The sequence below is a fragment of the Roseateles sp. GW821-FHT09H10 genome, assembly GCF_059415865.1.
The window spans coordinates 660,769-676,296 of record NZ_JBWKOB010000001.1 but is presented as its reverse complement, the minus strand read 5'-3'; the positions used below and the strand labels follow the sequence as shown (position 1 = coordinate 676,296).

The following is a 15,528-nucleotide window of genomic DNA, read 5'->3' as shown; positions in this document are numbered from 1 at the left end:
CGCTCACTCCGTGAAGTCTTCCTCGGGATCGGGCGCCCAGCCCGGCTTGTTGTGCGGGTCGAGCTCCGGCGGCACATGCGGCTTGGGCATGTCGGGGCGGGTCGCATTGCGCGCGGCCAGGGCGGCGCGCAGCTGGTAGACATAGGCCAGCACCTGGGCCACGGCGCCGAACAGGGCGGCGGGGATCTCGTGGTCGACCTTGGCGTGGGCGTAGAGGGCGCGGGCGAGAACGGGCTGCTGAAGCACCGGCACCTTGCTCTCCTTGGCCAGGTCGCGGATCTTCATGGCCAGCAGGTCGGCGCCCTTGGCCACCACCTTGGGCGCGGCCATCTTGCCCTCCTCGTACTTGAGGGCCACGGCATAGTGGGTCGGGTTCATGACCACCAGGTCAGCCTGGGGCACGGCGGCCAGCATGCGGCGCTTGGCCATCTCGCGCATCTTGGCGCGCACCTTGGCCTTGATCTCGAGGTTGCCTTCCACCTCCTTCATTTCCTGCTTGACCTCTTCCCGGGTCATGCGCATGCGGCGCAGCCACAGCTGGCGCTGCAGCGGCACGTCGATGGCGGCGAACACCGCCAGCGCCACCGCCAGCAGGCCCAGGCCGCCCATCAGCTGCTGGCCGGCGTAGGCCAGGGCCGAAGGCAGAGGCACGGACATGATGCCGACATAGGCGGCCAGGCGGTCCTTCAGCACCATGGCGCCGACGATGCCCAGCACCAGGGCAAGCATCACGGCCTTCAGCGCCGCGCCGAAGCCCTGGCCGCTGAAGAGCCGCCCGATGCCGGCGATGGGGTTGAGATGCGTGAACTTGGGCGCCAGCGGCTTCATGGTCCAGTTCCAGCCGCCGCTGGCCAGGTTGCTGGCGATGCCGACGATCATCAGCAACAGCGCGATCGGGCCGGCGACCATGGCAAAGGCCAGGGTCATGGTGGCGAGGTGCTCGCCCATGACGCCGGGCTTGGCCAGCAGGCGGGCGTCGAAGTGCAGGCCGCTGACCAGCGTCTGGCGCAGCTTCTCGATGATCTGCGGGCCCATGGCGGCCAGGGCGGCGCCGCCAGCGACCATCATGGCGAAATGCGGCAGGTCGCGCGAACGCGGCAGCTGACCCTCGGCCCGGGATCTTTCGATCTTCTTGGGCGAGGCGGGTAAGTTGCGATCCTGTGCGTCGTGGTCGGCCATGGTGGTGTTGCAGCGCTGGCCAGCATTGTTCGAGGCCGCCCCCGAAACTTGAGCGAGAAAAGCGGGGTGGCGGGCCCGCTATTCCCCGCCCGGCGGCGCGCCTGCCGCCCAGATGTGCAGGATTGCCGCTCCAGGGTGGCGGCATGGCGGCAGCCGGCGTTAATCTGGCGGCCATGTGCCGCCCTGCCCGCCTGACTGCCGTCATCGCCGCCTGCTGCGCCGGCGCGGCCGTGGCGCGGGCCCAGCCGCTGACCATCGAGTACCGCGACAAGCCGCCCTACAGCCACACGGTGGACGGCAAGCCGGCCGGCTTCCTGATGGAGCGCACCGCCCGGCTGCTCAAGCGCGCCGGCCTCGAGGCCCGCTATGCCGAGGTGCCCATCCGCCGCACCCTGCAGCATCTGCAGGCCAACCAGGCGGCGCTGTGCTCGCCGGGCCTGTACAAGAACCCCGAGCGCGAGGCCTTCGCCCGCTTCTCCCTGCCCATCCACCGCGACAAGCCTCACGTCGTGCTGGCCCATGCCAGCGTCGCCGCGCAGATCCGGGCCATGGGACGCATCGCCCAGCTGTTCGCCGACCCCTCGCTGCAGCCCGGCGCGATGGAGGGGGTGTCCTACGGCCAGCAGCTCGACCAGTTGCTGGCGGCGGCACCCAAACCGCCCGTGAAGGCCCAGATCACGCCGCTTCAGCTGGCCCGCATGGTGGGCGTCCGCCGGGTCGATTTCATGCTGATCGACGAGGAAGACCTCGGCTGGCTGCGCAAGGACCCCGAATTCACGCCCCTGCCCCTGGTGCGCATCGAGTTCGCCGACATGCCGCGCGGCGAGCTGCGCTACCTGGCCTGCTCCCAGCTGGTCCCGCCGCAGGTGGTTGAAAAACTCAACCAGGCCATCCGCGACCTGGTGCCCGAGGCCCAGCCCGACTAGGGCAGGGAAAAGAAAAAGCCCGCCGGAGGGCGGGCTTGATGCGCAGCGGCGGGCGCGTCAGAAACCGAGGCTGGCCAGCAGGTCGTCGACTTCGCCCTGGTTGGTGACGACGTCGGTGCGGCCTTCGGCATTGACGACCGGGCCCTGCAGGATGGTGGGGTCGACCTTCTCGCGCTGCTCGGGCGGCACGACCTGCACCAGCAGCTTGACGAGGCTGTCTTCCAGGTCGTTGGCGAGCTTGACGACCTTGGCGACGACCTGGCCGGTCAGGTCATGGAAGTCCTGTGCCAGCATGATGTCGGTCAGGTGGTTGTCGATGCTGCTGGTGCGGTTCTCGACATCCTTGACGAAGTTCATCACGGCGCCGCTGGCGACCGCGCGCACCGGATCGGCCACGATGGCGGCGGCCAGCTCGGTGGTGGCCTTGCTGATGCCGGCGTGCTCGGCCTTGGCCTGGTCGACGGAGTTCAGCACCTTCTCGGCGGCGGCGGCCGTCTTCTCGGCGATATAGCTCAGGCGGCTGCGCGCATCGGGCAGGCCGTCGGTGGCCACCTGCAGCTTGGGCATGACGCCCAGGCGCTGCATGGTGTCATGCAGCGTGCGGGTGATGGTGCCGAGCTGCTGGAAGACCTCGGGCGAGACGAGCAGCGGCTCCTGGGCCTTGGCCAATTGGTCCAACTGATCCATTGACATGGCGGTCCCCTTGATTGTTGTTGTCAGGCGGCCGCAGCCAGCTTCTGCATGATCTTGAGGACTTTTTCTTCCAGCGTCGCCTTGGTGAAAGGCTTGACGATGTAGCCCGCGGCGCCCGACTGGGCAGCCAGCACGATGTCTTCCTTGCGCGCCTCGGCGGTCACCATCAGCACCGGCAGGTGCTTGAGGTTGGGGTCTTCCTTGATGGCCTTCAGCAGCTCGAAGCCCGTCATGTTGGGCATGTTGATGTCGCTGACGACGAAATCGAACTTGGCGCCCTTGAGCATGTTCAGCGCCTCGACGCCGTCTTCTGCCTCTTCGCAGTTGTTGTAGCCGATTTCCTTCAGCAGCCCGCGCACGATGCGGCGCATGGTGGAGAAGTCGTCGACGACCAGGAATTTCATGTCAGCGCTCATGGCGATCCTCTCTTCGGGGCAGGCTGGATTTCAGGGGTCAGCCCGCAGTCTAGTTTCTAGCGAGCCGGCGCCGGCGGTTGAGTTTGCGGCATTTTTCCGTTCTGCGGCACTTGCGTGGGCCCGGCCTGCGCAGGCGCTGCATCGGGCTCGGGCTCGTCGGGCACGTTCTTCAGCACGGCGTCCTCGGCATCGCGGTTCATGACGATGATGCTGATGCGCCGGTTCAGTGCGCCATTGGGGTCCTTGGCGTCCAGCAGCTTGCTGGCGGCCAGGCCCTGCACGCGCAGCATGCGGGCTTCCGACAGGCCGCCCGCGACGAGTTCGCGGCGCGACGCATTGGCGCGGTCGGCCGACAGCTCCCAGTTGCTGTAGCCCTTGTCGCCGCCCGGGAAGGCCTGGGCGTCGGTGTGGCCTTCCACCGTCAGGCGGTTGGGCACCTCGGTCAGCACGCTGCCGAGCTCGCGCAGCAGCTCGCGCATATAGGGCTTCACGATGGCGCTGCCGCTGTCGAACATGGGCCGGTTGCCCTCGTCGACGATCTGGATGCGCAAGCCTTCCTTGGTCATGTCCAGGCGGATCTGGCCGCCCAGGGCCGCCAGCTTGGGGTTCTCGGCCAGCACTTCCTCGACCTTGGTCTTGAGCTGCTCCAGCCGCGACTTCTCGGCCTTGCGCTGCTCTTCCTTCAGGGCCCGCAGGGTGTAGCTGGACTTCTTGGCCGCGCTCTCGCCTTCCTTGACCTGGCCGGTCTCGCGGGTGAGGTCCTTGCCGCCGCCGCGGATGATGCTGGAGGAGTCGCCGGAGCCGGAGCCGCCGGTCATGGCCACCTTCAGCGGCGACTGGAAGAACTCGGCGATGCCCTTCTTGTCGCCCTCGGTGGTGGAGCCGAGCAGCCACATCAGCAGGAAGAAGGCCATCATGGCCGTCACGAAGTCGGCATAGGCGATCTTCCACGCGCCGCCATGGGCCGCGTGGCCGCCCTTCTTCACCTTCTTGATGATGATGGGCTGGAGCTTCTTGGCGTCACCGGCCATATGGAGATCCGCTACTTCTTCTTCACATGGCCTTCGAGCTCGGAGAAGCTCGGGCGGTCACCGGAGAACAGCACCTTGCGGCCGAACTCGATGGCCACCTGGGGCGCATAGCCCTGCATGCTGGCCAGCAGCGTCGTCTTGATGCACTGGAATTCCTTGCCGGCGTCCTCGACCTTCTGCTCCAGCAGGCCGGCCAGGGGCTCCGCGAAGCCGTAGGCCAGCAGGATGCCCAGGAAGGTACCGACCAGGGCGGAGCCGATCATGCCGCCGAGCACCGCCGGCGGCTGGCCGACCGAGCCCATGGTGTTCACGACGCCCAGCACGGCGGCCACGATGCCGAAGGCCGGCAGGCCGCCCGCCAGGCGCTGCAGTGCAGCAACGGCCGCATGCTCTTCCTGGTGGTGGGTCTCGATCTCGCTGTCCATCAGCGACTCGATCTCATGGGCGTTCAGATTGCCCGACACCATCATGCGCAGGTAGTCGGTGATGAATTCGGTGACGTGGTGGTCGTTGCCCACCACGGTGTACTTCTGGAACAGCGGGCTGCTGTGCGGATCCTCGACATCCTTTTCAATGGACATCAGGCCTTCCTTGCGGGCCTTCTGCAGGATGTCGTACATGAGGGCCAGCAGCTCCATGTAGCGGGCCTTGCTGTATTTGCTGCCCTTGAAGCAAAGTCCCAAGCCGGCTGCGGTCGCCTTGACCACCTTCATCTGGTTGTTGGCCAGGAAGGCGCCAATGGCGGCACCGAAGATGGTGATCATCTCCCATGGCAGCGCATGCAGGATGACGCTGATGTTCCCGCCGTGGGCGATGAACACGCCGAAGATGCAGGCCATGGAGATGGCCCAGCCGATGATGACGAACATGCGCGGTTGAGTTGGGGGTCTTCAGGCCATATCGGCCCGGTGCCGGGGGGCTTGAGCAAAGTATGCCGCGATGAAGCCGCCCTCATGCACTCAATTGGCGGGCTTTGCCGCCCCATTCCGTACCGGGCGGTAAAGCCACACGTTCTGGCCGCTCGGCAGTTGCCAGCTCGCCACCGGCATGACGCCGGGCACGGCGAAGTCCAGGCTGGCCAGCCAGGCCTCCGGCGCCAGCTCGGCGCAGGCCTTGGCCCAGACGCGGGGCATGGATTCCGGGCGCTGGAAGACGTAGATCAGGCTGAAAGGCGCCCAGTTGTCGGCCCAGAGGTCGCCCTGGCGCACGCAGGCGCTGCGCACGCGCAGCCGGGCGAGCCAGGCCAGCGGCCGGCTCCATTCGACGCCCTCGACCCGGGCTTGCGGGTAGATGTGCACCAGTTCACGCAGGCCGTCGCCGACGCCGCAGCCGGCGTCCAGCACCCGCGCGCCGGACGGCAGCGGTGCCAGCGCCGGCAGTTGCTGCAGCGCACCACGGGGCGTGGGAAAGAGCGGCGCCTCGGACCAGGTCCGGCGCGGATAGAGCCACCACAGCAGGGCCAGCGGCGCCAGCCACAGCAGCCCAGACGCCCCGCCCTGCCAACCCAGGGCCAGCACCGAGGCCGGAAAACCCAGGGCGACGATGAGGCGGCGCCAGCGCGCTTCATTCAGCCAGGCGAGCCCGGCGGCGATGGCGGCGCCCAGCGCCAATGCCGGCCCGGGCGACAGGCCGGCCCAAAGTGCAGCCGCGTAAATGAACCAGGCCGCCAACCAGCTCAACAGAGCCGGCAGCGGCCAACGGGTGATCCACATGGCGACAGTGTCGCCTTATTAGTTAGTGCATCTGGATGGAGCCCTGGGCGCGGCCCTTGCCGGCGCGTGCCGGGGGGTTGCACAGGCCGCATACGAAATGGCGGGCCGTCTCATGCGGGTGGGTGACGAACTGGCCGTTGCACTTGGAGCACTTGGTCAGCGTCAGCATGCCGTTGTCGACAAACTTCACCAGGCGCCAGGCGCGGGTGACGGACAGCATGGCTTCCAGGCCCTGGGCCGTCGTCTGCTCCTGGTAGAGCTGGTAGGCCTTGATCACGGTGTCGATCTCATCCAGTGCCGCGGCCTTGTTCAGGTACTCGTGGATGTTCAGGAAGAGGCTGGCGTGGATATTGGGCTGCCAGGTCATGAACCAGTCGGTCGAGAAGGGCAGCTGGCCCTTGGACGGCGACTTGCCGCTCACTTCCTTGTAGAGGCGCAGCAGGCGCTCGTAGGACAGGTCGGTTTCGGATTCCAGCACCTGCAGGCGGGCACCGAGGTGGATCAGCTGAACGGCACGGTCGATCTGCTTGGCTTCGGTGAGGATGCTCTTGACGCGCATGGTGGGCTCCGGAATCTGTGAACTGTTGGGCAGCGAAGGGGTCGTGAGGTCAGGCGTGCTCGTGGCGGCCGGCCATCAGGATGGAAGCGTGCAGACGGGACACGCTCTCGTTCGCGCCGGGCTTGCTGTGGTTGGTCAGCAGGCCCCACACCAGGTCGTCGCTCATGCGGAAAGCACACAGCAGGGTGTTGCCGGAAGCGATCTTCATGATCTGCGCCGGGCTCAGCGTGCCGATCAGCGTGGCCGTGTCTTCGCTGATGCCCAGGCGGTACAGGGCCTGCTCGCGGTCGGCGCGAATCAGGCTCTGGGCCAGCATCAGGTAGGACAGGTTGGCTTCACGGATCTCGGCGAGCATTTGGTCGGTGTTCATGGCGGCTTCCGTTCAGAGGTAGAGGGGTGTTGCGGATCAGTGAAACGGATTGTGTTGACCCCGCTGTTTTCTCGATATCAGGCTGCGTCGGTGCGCAGCGTCACCCTGACAGGAAGCCCTTGTCAGCCAAATTCCTACACGCGCGTCGGGCAGCAAAGACGGAGGCCCCGCCAGCTTGCGCTGGCGGGGCCTCGGGGTATGGACTGGGCGTGAAATCTGTCGCGTCAGGCGCCGCGCAGGCGCTGCAACTCGACCATGGCCACCGGCAGCAGCTCAGGCGCTTCGGCGCGCAGGCTTTCGTTGGCGGGCCCGGATTGCAGGCGGCTCAGCATCTCGATGGCGCGGCGCTTGTCACCGCGGCCCGACAGCGCAAAGCCCAGTGTGTAGAGGCTGGGGCCGTGATCCGGGCTGATCTTCAGGGCGCGCTCGGCGTAGGCGGTGGCCTGCGCATGGCGGCCGGCTGCCAGCAGCAGGGCGCCCATGTCAGCCAGCAGGTCGTGGCTCATGGGTTCGTCCTGCAGGGCGTCCTGCAGGATGCCCAGGCCCTGGCCCAGATTGCCACGCGCCGCCTCGGCGAAGGCGGCATTGCGGGCACGGGCCAGCAGCATCAGCGGCTCATCCGGCAGTGCGGCCGTGGGCAGGGGGACAACGTTTTGACGGGTCGAGGCAGACAAGGCGGGCATCGCGGGCTCCAGTCCGGCGCGCCATCGGCCGGGATGGATGGGACTTTAGGGATGCCCTTTTGCGCCGATCCAATGAAAAGCCGGGCGTCGGCAGCCCAAAAAAACTGCGTCCGGCCCATCCGATGAACAAGGCCTTGCGACAGCCTCTGTTCAAAAGATCACACCCCTTGACAAAAGCGCCTCAAGAAACGTGTGGAGACATCCGATAGCCATTGCAACGGCGCCGGCAACGGTTCCGTGGTCCGGCTGGAAAGCCGAGGTGGTGTCCAAAGCCCAGGCGGCGGACGAGCTTCAACGGTTGACTGGCGTCGGGCGTAGCCACAAGGGCTTGCCTATTTAGTTAGCAGGGCAGGTCTGAGTGGGCAGCACGGGTGCCTCACCCGAGCACCTGGGTCTTCGCCGGCGCCTTTGCCGGGTTATCTCTAGCTAAAAGGAAGCATCATGCCCGCAGTCATCAATACCAACCTGCTGTCGCTGAACGCGCAGCGCAACGCCGGCTCCGCGCAAAGCTCGCTGGCCGCCTCCATGCAGCGCCTGTCCTCCGGCCTGCGAGTCAATTCCGCCCGTGACGACGCCGCCGGCCTGGCCATCGCGGAACGCATGAATTCCCAGGTCAAGGGGATGAATGTCGCCATCCGCAACGCCAACGACGGCATCTCCCTGGCGCAGACGGCTGAAGGCGCCATGGGCAAGGTCAACGACATGCTGCAGCGCATGCGTGAACTGGCCGTGCAGTCCGCCAACGGCACCAACAACACCGACGACCGCACCGCGCTGAACAACGAGTTCACGCAGCTGCAGAGCGAAATCACCCGTCTGACCACGAACACCACGTTCAACGGCCAGGCAGTGCTGACCAACACGACGGCTTTCAACTTCCAGGTCGGCGCCAACGCCACGGCCAACGACACCATCACCATCAGCGGCCAGAACATGCTGGGCACCGCCACGGCAGCTGCCAAGAACGATGGCGCCCTGGCTGAAGTGGCCAATGCGACCAACACCGACATCCTGGCCGTCGGCGCCGCCGGCACCGGCGCGACCTATGACGTGTATACCGGTACGGGTACCAAGGGTGCGCTGGACTCGGTCGCCAAGATCGACCTGGCCATCGCCCAGGTCAACGTGGCCCGTTCGACCTTCGGTGCCGCCCAGAACCGCTTCGACGCCGTGATCTCCAGCCTGGGTACCGCGGTCGAGAACCAGTCCGCCGCCCGCAGCCGCATCATGGATGCCGACTACGCGATGGAAACCGCCAACCTGAGCCGCGCCCAGATCCTGCAGCAGGCCGGTACGGCCATGATCGCCCAAGCCAACCAGCAACCGCAGCAAGTGCTGTCGCTTCTTCGATGACCCTGGGCCAGCCTCAACGCTGGCCCTGAGCTCCGGCGCGACAACCGTCGTCGTCGACCCCCGAGGGCAAAGCCCGCCAGCTCAAGCACCCTAAAAGGCCGCCAATCACCCCGCAATTCGCGAGATTGAGCGGCCCGTTTTACACAGGATCACTCTCAAGCGTCTCCTTGCCCCGTCCGATAACGGTCTCAACGGGTCCCAGCTCGTAGCCAACGCAACAAGGCCCTACCGGCCACCGCGTCGACTGCCAGGGCTCGGATTCACCTTATTGGCACTGAAAGGAACGCGCCATGTCTGCAACCATCAATACCAACCTCGCCTCGCTGAACGCACAGCGCAACACCACCGCCTCGCAGGGCTCGCTGATGGTCAGCATGCAGCGCCTGTCGTCGGGCCTGCGTGTCAATTCGGCTAAGGACGACGCCGCCGGCCTCGCCATCGCCGAGCGCATGAACACCCAGGTTCGCGGCATGAGCGTCGCCATCCGCAACGCCAACGACGGCATCTCCTTCGCGCAGACCGCTGAAGGCGCGCTGGGCAAGATCGGCGACATGCTGCAGCGCATGCGTGAGCTGGCCGTGCAATCGGCCAACGGCACCAACAACACGGACGACCGCACCGCGCTGAACAATGAATTCGCGCTGCTGCAGTCCGAAATCACGCGTCTGTCCAGCAACACCAGCTTCAACGGCAACGCCATCCTGACGGGCTCGGCCGCCACCACCTTCCAGGTGGGTGCCAACGCGACGGCCAACGACATCATCACGATCACCGGCGCGGACATCCTGAACACCGCCACCGCCGCAGCGACCAACCAGGGCGCCCTGGCCGAAGTCGCCAATGCCGCCAACACCGACATCCTGCTCGTCGGCGCGGCCGGTACCGGCGCCAGCTATGACGTCTACACCGGCACGGGCACCAAGGGCGCGCTGGATTCGGTCGCCAAGATCGACCTGGCCCTCTCCCAGGTGAACACGGCCCGCTCCACCTTCGGTGCGGCCCAGAACCGCTTCGACGCCGTCATCTCCAGCCTCCAGGTCTCGGTGGAAAGCCAGTCGGCCGCCCGCAGCCGCATCATGGATGCCGACTACGCCAGCGAAACCGCCAACCTGAGCCGTGCGCAGATCCTGCAGCAGGCTGGCACGGCAATGATCTCCCAGGCCAACCAGCTGCCCCAGCAAGTGCTGACGCTGCTGCGCGGCTGATCCAGAGAAGCTGAACGGCGGTGGGGGCACCGCCGGCACAGGCCCTTAATGGCCGTGGTTTTGGGCGCTGTTCGCGGCTTTGGCTCGCAAACAGCGCCAACACAATTGCACTCCATGACGTCGCTGTTTCTGCGGCGGCGACACCGGAATCAACCGGGCTGTTTGCAGGAGTGCTCAAATGCCCCAGACCATCAATACCAACATTGCATCGATGAACGCCCAGCGGAACTTGAACAGTTCCCAAGGGTTGCTGTCGGTGTCGATGCAACGCCTGTCCTCCGGGCTGCGTGTCAACTCGGCCAAGGACGATGCCGCCGGTCTGGCGATTGCCGAGCGCATGAACACGCAAGTCCGCGGCATGTCGGTCGCCATGCGCAATGCCAATGACGGCATCTCGCTGGCGCAGACGGCTGAAGGCTCGCTCGGCAAGGTCGGCGACATGCTGCAGCGCATGCGTGAACTTGCCGTGCAGGCTGCCAACGGCACCAACAACGTGCAGGACCGGTCCGCACTGAACAACGAGTTCACGCAGCTGCAGACCGAAGTCGGCCGCCTGATCCGCAACACCAACTTCAACGGGTCGCAGATCCTGACCGGGACGGGAACGTCGTTCACCTTCCAGGTCGGCGCCAACGCGACGGCGGATGACCAGATCATCATCGGGCAAAGCGACATCCTGACGACCGTCCCAGGAACGACCGGCACGCCCAACGGCAACGACGGCGCCCTGGAAGCGGCCATCAGCAGCAGCAAGATCAACATCCTGGGCGCCGCCGGCAGCGGAACCGGCGGTTTGCCGCCGACCGCCGCGGTGGATTTCGCCGCCGCTGTCGCGCCCCCTCCCCTGACCGGCGCCAACGGCGACGAAGGCGACCCCTCGGTGGCCGTCCAGTTCCTGGACTTCGCTCTCGCCCAGGTCAACCTGGCCCGCTCCACCTACGGTGCGATCCAGAACCGTTTCGACTCCGTGATCGGCAACCTGCAGGTCGCCGTCGAGAACCAGACCGCGGCCCGTTCGCGCATCATGGATGCCGACTACGCCCAGGAAACGTCCAACATGTCGCGGGCACAGATCCTGCAACAGGCCGGCAATGCCATGGTCGCCCAGGCCAACCAGCTGCCGCAACAGGTGCTGCAACTGCTGCAGCGCTGAGGCCAAAGCCACCCCCAGCAACGCCGGGATTCCGCGTGTCGGAAGTCCCGGCTTTGTCGTTTCAGCGCCGGTCTCGCGAAAATATTCCTAAAGTTCGCCGCCGGCATGCCGAAGGCCCTACGGAACGGGTCTAACAGGAAAGGGATATGGCCACCATCTCATCGCTCGGTATCGGCAGCGGTCTCGATGTCGAAAGCCTGGTCAGCAAGCTGATGTCGATCGAGCAACAGCCGATCAACAACATCAAGCAGGCTTCGGCCAAGCTTCAGACCAAGATCTCAGCCTACGGCCTGCTGCAGTCAGCCGTGTCCAGCATGCAGACGGCCGCCCAGAAGCTGTCCGACGCCAGCCTGTGGAATTCATCCACGGTCAGCGTGTCCGACACCTCCGTCGCGACGGTCAACGCCAGCAGCGCCGGCAGCCAGAACCACCTGCTCAAGGTCAGCCAGCTGGCCTCGGCCCAGTCGGTGGCCAGCCGCATCTTCACCAACGGCAGCCAGACCCTCGGCGACGGCACCCTGACCATCGCGCTGGGCCGCTGGGCCGGTGACCCGCCGGTCTTCACGCCCGGCAGCGGCACGCCCGCCTCCATCACCGTCAGCGCCACCGACACGCTGACCAGCATCCGCGACAAGATCAATGCCGCGAATGTGGGCGTCAATGCCAGCCTGGTGAACGACGCCGCCGGCACCCGCCTGGTCATCCGCTCGCTGAGCACCGGTGAAAACCAGGCCTTCCAGATCACCAGTCCCGACGCCGCCCTCGCCGACCTCGTCTACGACGGCAGCGGCGCAGGCCTGAGCCAGACCCAGGTCGCCCGCAATGCCCAGTTCAACTGGAACGGCCTCGACCTGACCTCCGAGAGCAACACGCTGTCCGGCCTGTCCGACGGCGTGACCGTCAATCTGCTCAAGACGACCGTGCCCACGGGCGGAACGGCCGCCGACGCTGGCACCATCAGCATCGGCACCAACAACGACACCACCAGCATCAAGAAGGCCATCACGGACTTCAGCACCGCCTACAACGCGCTGATGAATCTGATGCGCGACCAGACCAAGTACGACGCCGGCAGCAAGGCCGCCGGCGTGCTGCAGGGCGACACCAAGGCCGTCTCGGTGCAGCAGATGCTGCGCGGCATCACCGGAGGCACGACGACGCTGGCCGGCGCCTTTGGTCGCCTGTCTGACATCGGGCTGGAACCGGGCCAGAACGGCGCGCTGACAGTCAACAACACCAAGCTCGACAAGGCGCTGACCAATCTGACCGACCTGAAGAAGCTGTTCGCGGCCCCCGACACGACGACCCCCACCAACCAGGGCTTTGCCCTGCAGTGGAACAGCTTCGCCACCAAGATCCTGGGCACGGACGGCGCCATCACCAGCGGCCAGAGTGCACTGCAAAAGCGCATCGCCAACAACGACACGCGCATCGACCGCATGGAAGATTCGCTGTCGCTGACGGAGAAGCGCCTGCGCGCCCAGTACGCCGCCCTGGACACGAAGATGAGCTCGCTCAGCGCGCTGTCGGCCTACGTCAACAAACAGTTCGGCAGTTCGTCCTCCAGCTGAGGCCGGCGCCACGATGTTCAAACAAGGCGCCCAAGGGCGCCTTTTTCACGCCACCGGGGTGGGTAGGCAGCCTCAAGTTCCCCGGCGGGGCGCCGAAATTTGAAGGTATCCAGCCCAGAGAAACCTCATGTACGGATCCTCCTCCCCGTTTGCCTCCCGAGCCCATCGCAGCGGTTCTGCCTATGGCAAGGTCGGCGTCGAAACCGACGTCCTCAGCGCCAGCCCGCACCGCCTCGTCGCCCTGCTGTTCGACGGTGTCGTGGAGGGCATGAACCTGGCCCTGGCGGCCATCCAGGCCGGCAACACCACGGTCAAGAACAACTCGCTGTGCCGCTGCGTGCGCATCCTGGACGAAGGCCTCAAGGCGGCCCTCAACCTGGAATCCAACCCGCTGGCCCACGACCTGCGTGACCTCTACGCCTATCTGTGCATGCGGCTGACCCACGCCAACCTGCACAGCGATGTCGCCGCCATCGAGGAATGCAAGCGCCTGCTGCTGCCGGTGCGCGACGCTTGGGCAGCCATCGCCGACAGCCCCGCGGTGCGTGCCCCCAAGGCCGCCTGAACTCTCCCGCCCCGCCCTGCCCCCGCTTTCCGGTACGCCCCATGAATTCCGAACTGCTCAACTATTACGAGGCCATCGAACAGGCCAGCGCCGACATGCTGTCGGCCGCCCGCACGGGCAACTGGGACGAGGTCGTCAAGCTCGAAGGCGCCTGCGTGCTGCTGATCTCGCAGCTGAAGTCCGCCGCCAGCCAGGCTCATCTGGCGCCGGGCGAATCGCAGCTGAAGACGCGCATCATGCAGCGCATCCTCCTCAATGACGCCGAGATCCGCCACCTGGCCGAGCCGTGGCTGGAGGATCTCGATCACGTCATGAAGGGCAAGAGCCGGATGGTGCACTGAAGCCCCTCGTCCGGTTGCGCCCTGCTGAACGCGGACGCACCCAGCCGGTCCCCCGAGGGGACGGCGATGCTTGCGGCATTGAGCCGCAAGCACATCGCCCAAGGCGGGCCGGCTTGGGAGCGGCCCGGCGCTCGGCCCGCAAGACAAGCAGCCCAGCTACCATCCTGGCATGAGCGCTCCTGAACCCACTTCCGAGGAACTGCGCGTCGCCTCAAGCGCCGAGATCGCGGCCTATCTGCAGCAGTTGCAGCGCGAGAACGCCGGCGTGCTGTTGAGCGGCCCCCAGGGCCAGAGCCTGTCCAGCCGCATCGTCGCCCTGGACATCGACGCAGACCTCATTGGCCTGGAGATCGCCACCGATCCCAACGGCATCAGCCAGGCCCTGGTGGCGGACGGCGAGATCACCGGCGTTGCCTATCTCGGCGCGATCAAGCTCCAGTTCGAGCTCGAGACCCCCGTCCTCGTCAGCGGGGAACAAGGCACCGTGCTGCGCAGCGCCTTGCCGACAAGGCTCTATCGCTTCCAGCGCCGCCAGTCCTTTCGCGTTCAGCCCGCCGGCAGCGCCTACCCGCGTGTCGTGCTGCCGGGCGCCGAACAGCCGGGCCGGGCGCTGCGCGTGCTGGACATCAGCATCGGCGGCCTCGCTCTCGCCCTGCCAACGGATTTCGCGCCCCTGCCCGTGGGCCAGGTCAGCGACGGCCTCGTGCTGGAACTGGACCGCATCAGCGCCCTGCGCGTCGCCCTGCTGCCCCACCATGTCAGCCCGATCGCGGGCGATGCCAGCGGCCTGCAGCAACTGGGCTGCTCCTTCGTCGACCTCGACGCCAATGCCGGCCGCTCGCTGCAGGTCTATGTCGACCAGACGCAGAAACGCCGCCGCCTGCTGAAGCTGGACCCATGACAAGAGGACGCCGGGGCTTCACGCTGATCGAAGTCGTTTTCGTGCTGGCCGTGCTGGGCATCGTGCTGGCGGTGGCCGTGCCCAGCTATGCGAGTTATCTGGCTCGCCAGCGCCTGCGCCATGTGGCCGAACTGCTGGAGCAGGACCTGCGCCGCGCCCGCGCCCTCAGCGTGGACGAGGGCCGCAACATCTATGTCAGCTTCAGCAGCGGCGCCAAGTGGTGCTGGGGAGCCAGCCGTACGGCACCTTGCGACTGCGCCACCGGCCTGCCGCGCTGCGAGCTGGGCGCCATCAACCACCGCGAGCACAAGGGCACGCTGCTGCAGTCGGGCCAGACCATCACCTTCCAGGCCGGCATGGGGCGGGCCCTGGACTGGACGCGCATCGGTATCTCCAACGACCGCAACCAGCAGCTGTATCTGGACCTGAACCCGCTGGGCCGGCCGGCCATCTGCGGCGCGGATGCGCGAAAAGGCAGTTGCTGAAGCGCCAGATCGAGCGAACCGCTCAGACCTGCATGTTCATGATCTCGGAATAGGCCGAAACCAGGCGGTTGCGCACCTGCAAGGTTGCCTGGAAACCGATCTGCGCCTTCTGCATGGCGACCATGGTCTCTTCCAGGCTGACGGTCGGGTTGTCCAGTTGCACCTCGCGCTGCATGCGCGCCGCATCGTTCTGCTGGGCGCTGACGTTCTTCAGCGCCTGCGACATCGCGTCGCCGAAGCTGGCGCCGGCCGTCGCGGCCGGCTTGGGGGCAAGCGGCGTGCCATTGACCGCCAGGCCCGCACGGGCGGCGGCCTGGGCGAAGTCGAAGGGGCGCAGCTTCATGTCCATGGGGCAGGACTTTGGCAGCAAGTCACGGGCGCGAAG

At 66.5% G+C, this 15,528-nt stretch carries 19 protein-coding genes; 9 read left to right on the top strand and 10 right to left on the bottom strand.

From position 1 onward, the window contains the following. Positions 1-3: 3 nt before the first annotated feature. Entirely contained in the window at positions 4-1,179 is a 1,176-nt protein-coding gene (flhB, locus tag AC07OY_RS03005; protein WP_495041033.1) for a flagellar biosynthesis protein FlhB, read from the bottom strand. Positions 1,180-1,352: 173 nt separating this feature from the next. On the opposite strand from flhB, the gene AC07OY_RS03000 reads away from it, so the two are divergent. Continuing rightward, positions 1,353-2,105 (top strand): substrate-binding periplasmic protein, encoded by a 753-nt coding sequence (locus AC07OY_RS03000; protein WP_495041032.1) that lies wholly within the window; start codon positions 1,353-1,355, stop codon positions 2,103-2,105. Positions 2,106-2,162: 57 nt separating this feature from the next. On the opposite strand, the gene AC07OY_RS02995 is transcribed toward AC07OY_RS03000, so the two are convergent. From AC07OY_RS02995 to AC07OY_RS02960, 8 genes are all read right to left on the bottom strand, one after another. Then, a complete protein-coding gene (locus AC07OY_RS02995; protein ID WP_495041969.1) occupies positions 2,163-2,792 on the bottom strand; it encodes a protein phosphatase CheZ in 630 nt (209 codons plus the stop codon). A gap of 29 nt (positions 2,793-2,821) precedes the next feature. Then, a complete protein-coding gene (gene cheY, locus AC07OY_RS02990; RefSeq protein WP_119043331.1) occupies positions 2,822-3,214 on the bottom strand; it encodes a chemotaxis response regulator CheY in 393 nt (130 codons plus the stop codon). A gap of 56 nt (positions 3,215-3,270) precedes the next feature. Beyond that, on the bottom strand, positions 3,271-4,245 hold the full coding sequence (gene motB, locus AC07OY_RS02985; protein ID WP_495041031.1) for a flagellar motor protein MotB: 975 nt from the start codon (positions 4,243-4,245) through the stop codon (positions 3,271-3,273). Between the two features lie 11 nt (positions 4,246-4,256). Further along, the gene (motA, locus tag AC07OY_RS02980; protein ID WP_495041030.1) at positions 4,257-5,114 is read right to left on the bottom strand and encodes a flagellar motor stator protein MotA; all 858 of its coding nucleotides are present in this window, start codon (positions 5,112-5,114) and stop codon (positions 4,257-4,259) included. 90 nt (positions 5,115-5,204) lie between these two features. After that, on the bottom strand, positions 5,205-5,957 hold the full coding sequence (locus AC07OY_RS02975) for a class I SAM-dependent methyltransferase (protein WP_495041029.1): 753 nt from the start codon (positions 5,955-5,957) through the stop codon (positions 5,205-5,207). 22 nt (positions 5,958-5,979) lie between these two features. After that, positions 5,980-6,516 (bottom strand): flagellar transcriptional regulator FlhC, encoded by a 537-nt coding sequence (gene flhC, locus AC07OY_RS02970; RefSeq protein ID WP_119043339.1) that lies wholly within the window; start codon positions 6,514-6,516, stop codon positions 5,980-5,982. Between the two features lie 49 nt (positions 6,517-6,565). Beyond that, entirely contained in the window at positions 6,566-6,886 is a 321-nt protein-coding gene (gene flhD, locus AC07OY_RS02965; RefSeq protein ID WP_495041028.1) for a flagellar transcriptional regulator FlhD, read from the bottom strand. A gap of 224 nt (positions 6,887-7,110) precedes the next feature. Further along, positions 7,111-7,569 (bottom strand): tetratricopeptide repeat protein, encoded by a 459-nt coding sequence (locus AC07OY_RS02960; RefSeq protein WP_495041027.1) that lies wholly within the window; start codon positions 7,567-7,569, stop codon positions 7,111-7,113. Between the two features lie 441 nt (positions 7,570-8,010). Between AC07OY_RS02960 and AC07OY_RS02955 the strand changes: the two genes are divergently transcribed. The 8 genes from AC07OY_RS02955 to AC07OY_RS02920 all read left to right on the top strand — a co-directional run bounded on the left by AC07OY_RS02955 (position 8,011) and on the right by AC07OY_RS02920 (position 15,143). Then, on the top strand, positions 8,011-8,922 hold the full coding sequence (locus AC07OY_RS02955) for a flagellin N-terminal helical domain-containing protein (protein WP_495041026.1): 912 nt from the start codon (positions 8,011-8,013) through the stop codon (positions 8,920-8,922). A 290-nt stretch (positions 8,923-9,212) separates the two neighbouring features. Next, entirely contained in the window at positions 9,213-10,127 is a 915-nt protein-coding gene (locus tag AC07OY_RS02950) for a flagellin N-terminal helical domain-containing protein (protein WP_495041025.1), read from the top strand. 178 nt (positions 10,128-10,305) lie between these two features. Further along, positions 10,306-11,280: a flagellin N-terminal helical domain-containing protein gene (locus tag AC07OY_RS02945; RefSeq protein ID WP_495041024.1), complete on the top strand. Its 975-nt coding sequence runs from the start codon at positions 10,306-10,308 to the stop codon at positions 11,278-11,280. Between the two features lie 146 nt (positions 11,281-11,426). Beyond that, positions 11,427-12,851, top strand: a complete 1,425-nt coding sequence (gene fliD, locus AC07OY_RS02940; RefSeq protein WP_495041023.1) for a flagellar filament capping protein FliD — start codon at positions 11,427-11,429, stop codon at positions 12,849-12,851. Positions 12,852-12,978: 127 nt separating this feature from the next. Continuing rightward, a complete protein-coding gene (gene fliS, locus AC07OY_RS02935) occupies positions 12,979-13,416 on the top strand; it encodes a flagellar export chaperone FliS (protein WP_495041022.1) in 438 nt (145 codons plus the stop codon). 41 nt (positions 13,417-13,457) lie between these two features. Then, complete coding sequence (locus AC07OY_RS02930) at positions 13,458-13,757, top strand: flagellar protein FliT (protein ID WP_495041021.1); 300 nt, start codon at positions 13,458-13,460, stop codon at positions 13,755-13,757. Between the two features lie 169 nt (positions 13,758-13,926). Then, positions 13,927-14,658 (top strand): flagellar brake protein, encoded by a 732-nt coding sequence (locus tag AC07OY_RS02925; RefSeq protein WP_495041020.1) that lies wholly within the window; start codon positions 13,927-13,929, stop codon positions 14,656-14,658. Continuing rightward, on the top strand, positions 14,655-15,143 hold the full coding sequence (locus tag AC07OY_RS02920; protein ID WP_495041019.1) for a pilus assembly FimT family protein: 489 nt from the start codon (positions 14,655-14,657) through the stop codon (positions 15,141-15,143). The genes AC07OY_RS02925 and AC07OY_RS02920 overlap by 4 nt, the downstream gene beginning before the upstream one ends. A 22-nt stretch (positions 15,144-15,165) precedes the next feature. On the opposite strand, the gene fliE is transcribed toward AC07OY_RS02920, so the two are convergent. After that, entirely contained in the window at positions 15,166-15,492 is a 327-nt protein-coding gene (gene fliE / locus AC07OY_RS02915) for a flagellar hook-basal body complex protein FliE (protein ID WP_495041018.1), read from the bottom strand. Positions 15,493-15,528: the final 36 nt, after the last annotated feature.

What these genes read in the sequence shown, in the direction of transcription:
- flhB (WP_495041033.1), bottom strand. Translation starts at nt 1,179, where the DNA reads ATGGCCGACCACGACGCACAGGATCGCAACTTACCCGCCTCGCCCAAG.
- AC07OY_RS03000 (WP_495041032.1), top strand. Translation starts at nt 1,353, where the DNA reads ATGTGCCGCCCTGCCCGCCTGACTGCCGTCATCGCCGCCTGCTGCGCC.
- AC07OY_RS02995 (WP_495041969.1), bottom strand. Translation starts at nt 2,792, where the DNA reads ATGGATCAGTTGGACCAATTGGCCAAGGCCCAGGAGCCGCTGCTCGTC.
- cheY (WP_119043331.1), bottom strand. Translation starts at nt 3,214, where the DNA reads ATGAGCGCTGACATGAAATTCCTGGTCGTCGACGACTTCTCCACCATG.
- motB (WP_495041031.1), bottom strand. Translation starts at nt 4,245, where the DNA reads ATGGCCGGTGACGCCAAGAAGCTCCAGCCCATCATCATCAAGAAGGTG.
- motA (WP_495041030.1), bottom strand. Translation starts at nt 5,114, where the DNA reads ATGTTCGTCATCATCGGCTGGGCCATCTCCATGGCCTGCATCTTCGGC.
- AC07OY_RS02975 (WP_495041029.1), bottom strand. Translation starts at nt 5,957, where the DNA reads ATGTGGATCACCCGTTGGCCGCTGCCGGCTCTGTTGAGCTGGTTGGCG.
- flhC (WP_119043339.1), bottom strand. Translation starts at nt 6,516, where the DNA reads ATGCGCGTCAAGAGCATCCTCACCGAAGCCAAGCAGATCGACCGTGCC.
- flhD (WP_495041028.1), bottom strand. Translation starts at nt 6,886, where the DNA reads ATGAACACCGACCAAATGCTCGCCGAGATCCGTGAAGCCAACCTGTCC.
- AC07OY_RS02960 (WP_495041027.1), bottom strand. Translation starts at nt 7,569, where the DNA reads ATGCCCGCCTTGTCTGCCTCGACCCGTCAAAACGTTGTCCCCCTGCCC.
- AC07OY_RS02955 (WP_495041026.1), top strand. Translation starts at nt 8,011, where the DNA reads ATGCCCGCAGTCATCAATACCAACCTGCTGTCGCTGAACGCGCAGCGC.
- AC07OY_RS02950 (WP_495041025.1), top strand. Translation starts at nt 9,213, where the DNA reads ATGTCTGCAACCATCAATACCAACCTCGCCTCGCTGAACGCACAGCGC.
- AC07OY_RS02945 (WP_495041024.1), top strand. Translation starts at nt 10,306, where the DNA reads ATGCCCCAGACCATCAATACCAACATTGCATCGATGAACGCCCAGCGG.
- fliD (WP_495041023.1), top strand. Translation starts at nt 11,427, where the DNA reads ATGGCCACCATCTCATCGCTCGGTATCGGCAGCGGTCTCGATGTCGAA.
- fliS (WP_495041022.1), top strand. Translation starts at nt 12,979, where the DNA reads ATGTACGGATCCTCCTCCCCGTTTGCCTCCCGAGCCCATCGCAGCGGT.
- AC07OY_RS02930 (WP_495041021.1), top strand. Translation starts at nt 13,458, where the DNA reads ATGAATTCCGAACTGCTCAACTATTACGAGGCCATCGAACAGGCCAGC.
- AC07OY_RS02925 (WP_495041020.1), top strand. Translation starts at nt 13,927, where the DNA reads ATGAGCGCTCCTGAACCCACTTCCGAGGAACTGCGCGTCGCCTCAAGC.
- AC07OY_RS02920 (WP_495041019.1), top strand. Translation starts at nt 14,655, where the DNA reads ATGACAAGAGGACGCCGGGGCTTCACGCTGATCGAAGTCGTTTTCGTG.
- fliE (WP_495041018.1), bottom strand. Translation starts at nt 15,492, where the DNA reads ATGGACATGAAGCTGCGCCCCTTCGACTTCGCCCAGGCCGCCGCCCGT.